We start from the raw sequence: 12,017 nt of genomic DNA on the forward strand, positions 1-12,017 counted from the left end.
CGGTGGCAACCTTCAAGGCCGGTCACAAAGACCAGACCGTTGCTTCTCTTGAGAGAACCAACCGGTGCTTGAATCTTGAGAAGCAACCGTCGGCCATCAGGAGCATCATAGGGTTTTATACCGCCCTTTACCTCAAAGAAACCCTCGATCGGATAGAAATACCGCCCTCTGATCAGATTCCTGACGCCAAGGCCGTTGAGACCGACAAGCTGACGATTTGGTCACTCCCCTATACGGAGATAGCCATTTCAGCCGTCAAAGACGAATATGGTGGTGAGCGATTCCTCTTCACACCCGACACGGTCAAGAGGTCGGAAGAATTCTACAACAAAGTCAAGAACCTTCCTTACAAACCAGGAGCACAGGGAGCCCTTCTCGCTCAACTCGCATCCTCGGCTGGACCGATCATCCCCAAGGGGCTTATGGACCGGCTCCCCCAATGGAGCAAGAGCGAAATTCACGGCCAGGCCTTGTGGCAATGGATGGGACTGTTGCTGTATTTCATAATTGGGGTCGCTGCAATGTGGTTTATCCACAGAGTTGGCTGCGGGATGCTCGGCGTTCTCGACGCAAGACTTCAGTCAAGCCTTAAACGCACGTTAGGCGGCCTCATCCTGCCAATCCTGCTGATCCTGTTTGCGCAGCCGGGTCTTCGGTTTGTCATATACGGTCTGCACTTTCGGGATGCCGAAGTGTACAGGGTGGTGGCTGTAGGGTTCTTGCTGATCTCTTACGTAGGCACCATATGGCTCATCGGCGCCATCCTCCATCGATCTGCCGCGGTCGTGATCGCGTTGGGCAGGCTGGAACCAGGCGGAATGCATGCGCAACTCACGCGATTCGGCTTCGATGTAGTCACCGTTGTCATTGTTGCCGGCGTGGCTGTGAATCTGGGCGCTCGCTTAAGCTTGCCCACCTACTCTCTGGTCGCCGGCTTGGGAGTAGGCGGGCTGGCCGTGGCCTTGGCCGGACGAGAGGCCCTGTCGAATCTCATAGGCACTGTCATAATTCTATTGGATCAGCCCTTCAAATTGGGGGATTTTATTGTTGTCGGTGACGGAGACATTGGCACCGTTACTGAAATAGGTATTCGCAGCACCCGAATCAGGACGAGAGACGGAATACTAGTTTCCATTCCAAATTCGAATGTTGTCAACATGAAAATAGTCAACGAGAGCGCTCCTGTTTCGGAGGCTCGGATCCACGTGCCGTTCGGAACAGCCTATGGATCGTCCGTGCAACAGGTGGACGAAGCAGTGCTCGCCGCATGCAAGAAATGTGAGTACGTGGTTTTCGATCCGGCTCCGTCAGTGAGGCTTATGCGATTTGGTGATTCATCCATAGAGTTTGAATTGCTGGTCTGGATCGTCCAGCCGGAATTCCGAAATCGAGCAACTAATCAGTTAAACCGGGCTATTAATGAGGAGTTCCGGAAACAAGGAATTGTGATGCCTTTCCCGCAGCGGGATGTCCGCATCCGTACAGACAAGTAGGCTCGCAGGCTGAAAGTTTACTGCAGAAGCGTCGGCCACCCCGCAGTCGGCGGGCACACAAGGAAAGGAAGGGGTTGGATGAGAAATACAATCTTGGTGATCCTGCTAATTGCGATGATGGGCCTTGTGGAGGGCTTCGCGGCAGAGGACAAACAGGGCGCGGGCAAGGTCCTTCCTGCGGATCAAACGCAAAGCGCCCAAACTGTGGATGAAAAAGCCGTTCGCGCGTCCGCTGAGGCTTTTGTAGATGCCTTCAATAAGGGAGATGCCAAACGGATCAGCGCCCTTTGGACCACTGACTGCGAATACGTCAACGAGGCCGGTCGGGTAATCCAAGGGCGGGAAGCCATGGAAAAGGAATACACCACTTTTTTCTCAGCGAACCCGGGCCTAAAAATGGAGAACACCGTTTCGTCTGCAAAGATCCTTGGGGGAAAGGCTGCTGTTGAGGAGGGAACATCGGTTCTCAAGAACGCGGACGGCGGACTAATATCCAAAGGCCACTATAAGGCTCTTCTTCTCAAGGAGGGCGACAGGTGGCTTATCTCCAGCGTGCGCGAGTACGCTTCTCCGTTGCTTTCGGTACGTCCGGACTTCGCGGATCTTGATTGGTTGATCGGAGACTGGACCGCGGAGAAGGGCACGAAGAATCTGGACTTCACTTTCAGATGGGTTGCAGACAAAAGATTCATCGAGCTTTCGTACGTAGCCCGAGACAAAGACGTGGTCGCCAGGTCAGGGATTCAAATCATAGGGCGAGATCCTGCCTCCGGCGAGGTGGCTTCCTGGAGCTTCGACTCCAGTGGAGGATACGGGCGAGGGATGTGGAAACTCCTCAAGAACGGGTGGATCGTCGAATCGCAAGGAGTTATGCCCGATGGTTCGTCTACCACCTCGACAGACATTGTCTCCAAAATGGATGGAGAACGTTTTACCTGGCAATCCGTAAATCGAAGGGTCGCCGGACGAGGCTTGACTGATTCTGAAGTGCTCGTGCTGAAGAGAAAATCTAAGTGAGAGATGATCGTCTCTTGTAACAACGCGCAATCCAAAGACGTTGGGACAACAAAGCCTTAACGATGAGGTCAACCATGATCAGAATACTAGGACTATTGGTGGCGGCATTGCTGTTTGCGTCCGTCCCTCTGAGCGACGCCTCGGCACGCGGTTTTGGAGGATTCAGGGGCGGAGGCTTTGGAGGAGGAGGCTTCAGAGGTGGCGGCTTCGGGGGAGGGGACTTCGGCGGCTTCAGAGGAGGAGATTTTGGTGGTTTCGGAGGAGCCGGAGGAGGATTTCGCGACCGCAGCTTTGATGCAGGTGGCGTTGGGGGCTTCAGGGACCGGGGCGCTGACGATTTCCGGGCCCGCGACGCGGACCGGTGGCGGGGCCAAGCGTATCACCCCGAGGAACAGAGAAGATTTTCCGGTGACAGATGGGGTCAACGCGGCGGATTGGACACTGGTAGGATTGGTGATACGGCAGGGGCATCTCGAACTCAGTTGGACAGGTTCCTCGGAATGCCAAGTGACGCGGGACTCAGCCATGTTGCAGGCTTTGGAGGGACCCGAGTGGGAGCGGCACGCGTGGAAGGCCCCCTGGGAGGTTCCGCTGCGTTGATAAGGGGAACCCATGTCCGTTACATGCCCCCTGACGTACGTGCCTTGCAAGGCTTTGATGTGAGAAACACTTTTTATCGACACTCCTTGTTTACGCCTTCCTGGTTTGGAACGCACGCCGCGGCTTGGGGCGCAGCAGCCATTGGGGCGTCGGCTTGGACTCCTGCGGACTGGAGCAGCGCAGCGGACTGGGTAGGCTGCGATTCCACGCCGGAGGACTACGATTACGGTAGCACGGTGCTGTACCAGGGCGGCAACGTGTACGTAGAAGGCCAGCCCGTCGGATCTGATGCTCAGTACTATGATCAGGCAGGCTCACTTGCAGCTTCCGGCGACCCAAAACAGGATGATCAGGCCGAGTGGTTGTCCCTTGGAGTGTTCGGGATGGTACAGGGCCAACAGACAGATCCCACGATGATTTTCCAATTGGCGGTTAACCATCAGGGCGTCATACGTGGCAATTTTTACAACACGATTACGGATGCCACCCTGCCGGTTCATGGCGCAGTGGACAAGAAGACCCAGCGCGTCGCGTGGACTATGGGAGATAACAAAAGCACCGTGATTGAAACAGGACTGTCAAACCTCACAAAGGACCAAGCTCCGGTCCTCGTGCATTTTGGAAAGGATCGAACGCAAGACTGGTTGATGGTCCGCCTCAAAGGCAAGAGTGAAGCCCAGAACGATTCCTGAAGGCCCGGCAGCGGTGCTTCAGATTCCCTTGCCAGTGCTGTTCGGTTGAGTTCACAGCTTTGTGCCTAGTCGGAAGCTTGCTGTCGCAGTGAGCTTGGCGGATGCCACGGGTGGTTCGGCGGCGGGGGCAGGGAAAAAAGAAAACGCCCCAGGAGAGGAGCGCCAAAAAGGCTCAAGCTAATCCCAAGAAGGGCCTTGCCAAAGCCGTACCACTTATTCCCTGTATTACCTCAGTTAGTCATATTTCATGAAGATTGATTTCATGGTTTGACTCCAGCCGACCATCCTGTCCCCCATTTTATCTAGTCCTACAGGCCTTTTCCCCAATCAGTTCGACTCTATGCACCCACCTCAGACTGATTTTCCTTTGATTTATCTTGCATATGTGAACTGAGTTATGATATAATTGATGTACTAAGAATAAAATCTGGAAATCACACCACTTTATGGTGTAGACCTACAAGGAAGGGCTGTCGCCATGAGAACGATTTCAGTCCGAGGAATCTTGATCGCGTCTTTTATTTTAGCGTTTTCAATCACCGGAGTTTCGGCTCAGCAGATGCCGTGGGGACCTGGAGGAGGCTATCCGGGTTCAATGGGTATGGCGCCTCCACCGCCCGGAGGGGGCTACCCCGGCTCCATGGGTATGGCGCCTCCACCGTTCGGAGGAGGCTGTACCGGTTCCATGTGTGCTCCACCGCCTCCTACGAAATGCAAGCCGGCTAATCCGGCACCCTGTTTTCCGAACATGAACGCAGGGTGTTCGCCGTTCCCGGGTTATAACCCGTACGGTTGCCCTCCGCCGATGTGCATGCCTAGCACCATGGCAGAGCCTGCTGTTTACGTCGGATACTTGTTCAAGGACAAGGGCGCCGGCATCGATATTCAGCTCAACAACGCAGGCGGGGCCGGGATAACGTCAACGAGAAATGATTTTGATCTGCAGGGTGTCTGGTTGGAACTTGCACTGCCCGTTGCCGTGTCCCAAAATTGTGGCCTATTCTTCACCGGAGCCCACCTTTTCCCCGTGCAAACCAAAGCCGTGCAGTCATATGGGCTAATAACCGGCACTGCCAGGCGGGAATGGCAAACCGATGTCCAGTGGTGGGAACTGAACGGGGGCCTGAGTCTCCGTCTGACCCCATTTGCCGCTGCGCTTGGGGGATTCCGATGGTCCTCGTTTGTAGTCAGGTTCGACGATCCCGCGGACCAACTGCTATTCACCACCGCGTCCGACGATGCCAAGCTTACAACAAACGCCTATATACCGTTCTTTGGTCTCGAGATAAATTGCGAGCCCAGCTGCACTACGAGCCTCAGAGCCGCTGTAATAGGGTTCCCCGCTCTCCCCAGCGACGTTGAGTTCCGGGAGACTGCGACCCCGACTGACGCAGCGAGCACAAGATTATTCTCGGGTGCGACCAAATATAAGTCCGGGTACTTTCTTGAGGCCCTGGTTGAAGCTGCCATGAGGATGAATACTTTGAGTTTGGGGGCATTTGTGAAGTTCGACTGGCTCCACACGGATCGTACTCGTGACTTCACCGTGGACGGAACCAACGTGCAAGCTGACATCAAGTTCGATAGAAGAAACTGGATTTGGGGCGGCAAAGGCAGTGTCGCTTTTTAGCTCGGACTAGAAACCCACGTGCTCTGCACATGGATCTTTACGAACGGGGCGGGGAACCCTCTCTTGGTAGATTGGGTTCCCCGGACAACCCCGTTTTTCAGTTTGCAGCCGGCTTCTATGCCTTCTCCTGGTCCATTTTGCGGAGTTCTTTTCGCAGGATTTTGCCCACCGCGCTTTTCGGCAGTTCTTTGACGAACTCCACGAATTTAGGCACCTTGTATTTCACCAGGTTTTGCTTGCAGTACTCTATTATTTCCTCGTCCGTAGCCGTCTCTCCCTCCTTGAGCACCACGTAAGCTTTGATCCTTTCTCCGGAATAAGCGTCCGGCACGCCTATGACGCAGGCCTCAAGGATCTTGGGGTGAGAGAAGAGCACTTCATCGACATCACGCGGGTAAATGTTGAATCCGCCTGAAATAATCATGTCCTTTTTCCGGTCCACAATGCTGAAGTAACCTTCTTCGTCCACGATTGCTATGTCGCCTGTCAGTAGCCAGCCATCTTTTAGTGTGAGAGCGGTCTCGTCAGGCCTGTTTATGTATCCCTTCATGATCTGAGGCCCTTTGAGGCAGATCTCGCCGGGTTGCCCCGGCTCGGTGATTTCCTTGTTATAGTCTTCCACATCCACGATCTTTGCGTCGGTGTTGGGGACAGGCAAACCGATGGTGCCCAATTTTGTTTTGGCTCCGTAGGGATTGATATGCGTAACCGGAGAGGTCTCGGTAAGGCCGTACCCCTCGCAGATCTGGCTCCCCGTGAGTTCCTCGAATTTGCGCATCGTTTCCATCGGCATGGGTGCGCCGCCTGAAAAACACCCCTTCAGAGAGGTAAGGTCATACTTCTTGAGATCGGGGAAATTGATTAGCCCGTTGTACAAGGTCGGGACCGCGGGCATGAACGTGGCTTTGTATTTGTGTATGGCTTCCAAGATCGGTTTGGGCTCCGGCTTCGGGATAAGGATGTCCGCATAACCGTAAAATATTGCCGTGTTCATTGCCGACGTCATTCCGAAGGAATGAAAGAACGGCAGACAACCGACCACAATTTCATTACCGGTGTCGAAGTCTTGGAACCAAACCCGGCATTGCTGGACATTGCTGGACAAATTGCCGTTTGTTAACTGCACCCCCTTGGATACCCCGGTGGTTCCACCGGTATAGAGCAGCACGGCTGTGTCCTCCCAGTCAGGCTTGTGGTGGTCTTTGAGCGGTTCATATTTTTTTATCAGATCCATAAATTCAAGAACGTCCGGCGCTGCCGGGGTTTTCAGGTGCATGCTTTTCTTGACGAACGGGAAAAGCTGCTTGAGCGGAAATGGAAGAAAATCACGAATGTGGCACGAGATGATCTTTTTGATTTTAGTCTTCTGCCTCAAGTTGATCATCCTTGGGACCAGAACGTCCAAGGACACCAGGAGCGTTGAACCTGAGTCGTTGTACTGGTGTTCCAATTCCCGGTCCGTATAGAGCGGGTTGTTTAAAGCAACCACCGCTCCCGCCCTCATTGCGCCGTAAATGGCAACCACCATCTGAACCAGGTTCGGCAGAAGCACCGCTACTGTGTCCCCCGGTTTCACACCCAGCGAGATCAGGGCCGATGCAAACCTGGAAACCATGTCGTCCAGCTTTTGAAAGGTGATATTGGTACCCTGAAATAGGAGGGCAGGTCTCTCCGGGAATTGTCTTGCCGATCGAGCAAGGGCGTCAGCGAGACTGATCTTTTCGAATTCGACCTCTGCGGGAACTCCCGCGGCATAAGACTTTAGCCAGATCTTTTCCATGAGAACGCTCCTTCGTCTTGATAAGGAAGGCGTGGTTGCACCCGATCCGGATAGGATTCCGTGCCGATATCGGTCCACCGGCCGGCTGGAATCCGAGTCCGCTGCAAAAGCCTGTCTCCCCCGTTGAGTGCAGAAAAGCCGTACCCTCTATTTGTTTTCCACTGTTTCTAATGGTGACGCGGGTTTTGCCGGGTCAGGGCCACGCGTGAAGCCCTCATACTTTTGGCCCGGGCCAACCCGAATTGCATATTACTACACTATTGTGCTTCAATCCCCAAACAAAAAAGCCGGGTGCTTGCTGAGGCCATTAACAAAAAATTTCGACTCGTGCGACCACGATTTGGAGGGCCAGACAATCAACTGGATGCTATAATCCGGTCATGTGGTGGACAATTTTAGTCGAAATCCTAATCCTGATCGGGTCGCTGGCCATATTCCCCGCGGCGGTAGTCGGTCTGCTCGTTCTCAGTGATTCATCGAACCTCAGCCGTATCCTGTTCTCTCGGGAGATCCTTCATGGTCTAACCGTGTCGGGCGGGGCCATACCGCATCTATGGTTCAGGTTTGTCGCTCCGTACCTGGTCGTGCAGGCCATTCGGGCCTACTTTTGGTCACAGAGAAGCCTGACGGGCAGGAAATGGGGGAATCTTTATTTTTCAATTCTGTTGTTCTTGCTGGGGGGGTGGTCTCTATGGAACTCGTGGGACCTGTTTTACTTCATGTACGCTCTTGGGGACATCCCTGCGGAACTTCTTCAGTTCGTTGAGCTTGAAGCCAACAATCTCATGGTCGCGATAGCTTCCCTTGCCCTCACCGTGTACTGCTTCTGGATCTTCTTGGACCCGACACGAAAACCGCTGCGACGGGGTGGAGATGAAGCGAGGTAAATAGGAAATTCCTGACCGCAAAGACACACAAGTGGGTCTACAGCTCATCGGTATTCATCATAGAGGTCGGGCCAACCTTCTTCGGCGCACAACTGGAAGACACTTCGAAACGGTTCTTGGTGCCACTGATGTGCCGCAGGCTCATCCGTGGCACCAAAAGAAGTTACGAAATCGGTCACTTAACAAAGGCCTTTCATGCCTCCACTACTCGTGCAGAGCCATGCCCCCTCTTTTGTATGCCCTTCTTACAAAATTTTCATCTTCTCGTTGATCAATCTGAGCATGGCGATGTTTTCGGTGTGGCCGGTCTGTCTGGCAATAATCTTGCCAATGAAAGGGCGGCCAAGGAGGTAGAAGTCACCAATGATGTCGAGGATCTTGTGACGGACAAATTCATCTTCGAATCGCAGGGGGGGATTGACGACCTTTTCCTCGTCCAGCAGGACAACGTTAGAAAGCCTGCCTCCACCGGCTAGGCCCATCTCGTCCATCATTCTCATGTCCTTGACAAACCCGAAGGTCCTTGCCGGAGCAATTTGGTCTTTAAATTCATCCGGGCCGTTGCACTGAAATATCATGTGCATACTACCGACAGGGGGCGGATAATCCAGGTAATACTCCACTTCCAGTCGGTCCGAGGGCTCCACGCGCATGCTTTTGGCGCTGCCGGACGGAAGAGGCAACTCGAAGGACTCTGTGATCTCCACTGCCTCCACCGGTTCGTCCTGGACAATGATCTCGGCGCTCTCCACGAGGCGGCAAAACTCCACCGCCGAACCATCCATAATAGGCACTTCACCGGAAATCTTCACGAGCACATTGGTCAAACCGTACACGTGGAAGACAGCCATGAGGTGTTCAATGGTCTTGGCGAAAGACCCATTGTGCCTCAAAGATGTTGAAAGTTCGGTGGATTGAACGTTATGCAGCAATGCAGGAACGGTTCCCGCGGAAGTTATGTGCCCGAAGAGTATCCCGCTGAAAGGCGGTAAAGGCGAAAGCGTAAGTCCTGTCTTAATGCCTGAATGAAGCCCCTGACCGTACATTACGACTCGGCCTCTCAGGGTTTTTTGATGGTTGAGAGGCGCTTCAACAGACACATTCGTCGGTGCAAGGCCCTCCGAGGCAGGTTTACCTTTGCCCGGGACAACGTGGGGGCCCGCTCGAACACCCGGTGTTTCAACATCGGCCGGTTTTGGAGAACCCGATTCGATGGCCTCGCCGGAATCTTCTTCTTGATCGGCAGGGATCAGGAGGTCATTAACCGTTATTCTCCGCCCCGGTGCTGTCATGACCACATGCTCGATGAGGATCTTCAATTCCTTTACGTTTCCCGGCCACGAATAAGCCATAAGCCGGGCCATAGCTTCCTCGTCAATGCCCGCGATGTCTCGTTCGAATTCTTCGCGCGCCTCCTGGAGAAAATGAGCCACAAACAGCGGTATATCTTCGGCCCTTTCACGTAGGGTCGGCACTCGAATGGCTCTCTGTCCGATGAGGCCGGCAAGCTCTTGCGGGAACGTCCCTTCACGAACCAGGGTATCGGGATCGCAAGCCGATGTGGAAACCACGCGAATTCGCGGCGCTGGAAGGGGCCTTGCGGATTTATCGCGCTCGAAGTATTTGCGGAGAAGTTCCGACAGCTTTCGGCTCACAGCCGGATCCATGCGATCTACCCGGATCAGGAGTAGTGTGCCGCCCGCGGCCTGGGTCAGCTTACCGAGCCTGCTCTGATGAGGTCCATTTTCTTTTCCCAGCAGGATTTCTTCGATGCTGTCTTCGGTCAATTCATTGCAGCGTATCTTTACAAGGCTGGACCGTTCTTTTCTTTCCAGATGATGGATGATGCGCGCCAGGAACTCCTTCCCCGTTCCTTTCTCGCCCATCAACCACACTGAGGTCGGTTCCAGAGCCGCTGTCTCCAGGGCCTTGCGGAGAGCGATAACCTTCTCGGAATTACCTAGGAGTTGGGTCGGAAGGGCTCCCTCGCGTTCGCCGGTCCGCGATGTCTGAGACCGAGATGAAACCGCTTTTTGGACCAAATGCAGAACGTCTTCAAGGTTTAGGGGCTTTTCCAGGTAATCCGTCGCGCCAAGCTTGATGGCCTTGACCGCCGTCTCGATGGTGCCATGTCCGCTCATCATTGTGACGGAGCATTGTGGGCTGATTTTCTTTATCGCTTTCAGGGTCTGCAAACCGTCTATGCCTGGAATCCAGATGTCCAAGAACACAACGTCCGGAGAGTCGCTCTGCACTATGTGCAAAGCTTCCTGCCCATCCCGTGCGGTGATGACGTCATGGCCCTCATCCGACAGGATAGCCCTCAGCGAATCGAGGATTTCTTCTTGATCGTCAACTATGAGTATCCGTGCTTTAGTCATAATCAACCAATATTAGCGTCATGCGAGCGGCCAGGCAACCCCAAAAGAACGAGCCGCAATAATTGTGTTCCCGATCCCTTGAAATGCGATGGGGATAGGCACATCAGATCCGACACCACGCTTTCACCTTTTCAATGGAAGATCTTCGCAGACATGTCATTTCTGGCTTTTTTGGGGAGCTATTCCCTGATGCGGAGGCGTGTCATCCGATATATGGTCGAACTTTGCCCGGCTATTAGGACCTCCGCTGGCCCCAACAGGCTTTTGAGGCATTACGTTGTCTGTCATCGCTTGCGACGCGAATGGGAGTGTCCAGCCCAAATGCCCTTTCACTCCCGGCTCCGCAGCAGCCGGGCTTGAAGGCCGCTGGGCTTCATACGCGAAACAGGCAATGGAGATGGCTGTGACGCATAGAACCACTGTCGCGCCAAAAGTTATTCGTTTCATGAATCACCCCTGGGAACGTCAATCGGGAGGCCGCAACAAGTTCCGGTGCGGTCTCCCGGCCAAAGCACATATCACGTTTCATTCTTTTTCAAAATGATTATTGCGTGGCACAAGCATCCATTCCCTTATACGCGGGGCACTCTGCCGGCCATGTTATTGCACGGAGAGTAATCCCGCGTCCCGCGGGAAAGCAATGTCCTCTGCGGTAGGACCGGCATCCCGCCGGTCATTTAATAGACAAGCTGGAAGTCCGTCCCACCCGACACCGTCGCCACAAACAGAGATTGCCCCACTTCGCCTCCAATAACACGGGCGGGAGAAATCGCGTCCCCGTGGAATTTACCGGATACACGGCTGTCAGCAATTTTCTTGCAAAACAGCCGCGCAAAGGGTAAAAACGAGAGTCTACCTGCGCTGTCATTGGAAACCTCTTCCGAATATATCGGCGATGAGTTGAGGCAGATACACCGGCAAATTGAAGCCGCGCGGCGACGGCAGTGCAGAATGCGTCAATGGCGAGGGGTATATGAATCTTCACGAGTATCAGGCGAAAGAGTTATTGGCTGCCAAGGGGGTGTCTATCCCGCGAGGAAGCCTTTGTTACGATCCGTTCGAGGCCCTTCTCGCTGCCAGGGGTTTGAAGAGCGAAAGGGTGGTCCTCAAGGCTCAGGTGCATTCGGGAGGTAGAGGCAAGGCCGGCGGAGTAGCGGTGCTGTCCATGTCGGATGATATTCGCTCCAAGGCCGGAGAGATCCTCGGCAGCAGGCTCGTCACCAACCAGACCGGCCCGGAAGGAAAGCCCGTAAGCGCTTTGCTCGTGGAAGAGGTCATGCCTATCGGACAGGAGCTGTACCTCGGCGTGGTGCTGGACAGGATTTCCGGCCTGGCGACAATCATGGCCAGTGCGGAAGGCGGAGTGGAAATCGAGACCCTTGCACGGGAAGCCCCTGAGAAGATCCTCACCATCGGGGTTGATCCTCTGAGAGGCCTTGCGCCGCATCAGGCCAGGTCAATGGCTTATAAACTCACCGACAACCGCGTGATCGCGGATCAGCTAACCAAGACCGTCACAGCCCTGTACGGGATCTTC

The 12,017-nt window shown here is 54.3% G+C and carries 9 protein-coding genes; 6 read left to right on the forward strand and 3 right to left on the reverse strand.

What is annotated here, in order from left to right; translation table 11 throughout:
* Positions 1-2: 2 nt before the first annotated feature.
* From HY913_03965 to HY913_03980, 4 genes are all read left to right on the forward strand, one after another.
* Positions 3-1,493 (forward strand): mechanosensitive ion channel, encoded by a 1,491-nt coding sequence (locus HY913_03965; protein MBI4962409.1) that lies wholly within the window; start codon positions 3-5, stop codon positions 1,491-1,493.
* Between the two features lie 78 nt (positions 1,494-1,571).
* On the forward strand, positions 1,572-2,510 hold the full coding sequence (locus tag HY913_03970) for a nuclear transport factor 2 family protein (protein MBI4962410.1): 939 nt from the start codon (positions 1,572-1,574) through the stop codon (positions 2,508-2,510).
* 74 nt (positions 2,511-2,584) lie between these two features.
* Entirely contained in the window at positions 2,585-3,802 is a 1,218-nt protein-coding gene (locus HY913_03975) for a hypothetical protein (protein ID MBI4962411.1), read from the forward strand.
* Positions 3,803-4,280: 478 nt separating this feature from the next.
* Positions 4,281-5,432: a hypothetical protein gene (locus HY913_03980; protein MBI4962412.1), complete on the forward strand. Its 1,152-nt coding sequence runs from the start codon at positions 4,281-4,283 to the stop codon at positions 5,430-5,432.
* Positions 5,433-5,547: 115 nt separating this feature from the next.
* Here the strand turns inward: HY913_03980 and HY913_03985 are convergent, their stop codons facing one another.
* Positions 5,548-7,212, reverse strand: a complete 1,665-nt coding sequence (locus HY913_03985) for a long-chain fatty acid--CoA ligase (GenBank protein ID MBI4962413.1) — start codon at positions 7,210-7,212, stop codon at positions 5,548-5,550.
* 380 nt (positions 7,213-7,592) lie between these two features.
* Here HY913_03985 and HY913_03990 point away from each other — a divergent pair, with 380 nt between their 5' ends.
* Positions 7,593-8,099 carry a hypothetical protein gene (locus tag HY913_03990; protein MBI4962414.1) on the forward strand — a complete coding sequence of 169 codons (507 nt, stop codon included), beginning with the start codon at positions 7,593-7,595 and terminating at the stop codon, positions 8,097-8,099.
* Positions 8,100-8,344: 245 nt separating this feature from the next.
* Here HY913_03990 and lpxC read toward each other — a convergent pair whose 3' ends face one another.
* Positions 8,345-10,480, reverse strand: a complete 2,136-nt coding sequence (gene lpxC, locus HY913_03995; protein ID MBI4962415.1) for a UDP-3-O-[3-hydroxymyristoyl] N-acetylglucosamine deacetylase — start codon at positions 10,478-10,480, stop codon at positions 8,345-8,347.
* A 156-nt stretch (positions 10,481-10,636) separates the two neighbouring features.
* Entirely contained in the window at positions 10,637-10,927 is a 291-nt protein-coding gene (locus HY913_04000; GenBank protein ID MBI4962416.1) for a hypothetical protein, read from the reverse strand.
* Between the two features lie 526 nt (positions 10,928-11,453).
* Between HY913_04000 and HY913_04005 the strand changes: the two genes are divergently transcribed.
* The coding region (locus HY913_04005) for an acetate--CoA ligase family protein (protein MBI4962417.1) at positions 11,454-12,017 on the forward strand (564 nt) is incomplete at its 3' end.

This window comes from Desulfomonile tiedjei (assembly GCA_016212925.1).
GTDB lineage: Bacteria > Desulfobacterota > Desulfomonilia > Desulfomonilales > Desulfomonilaceae > JACRDF01.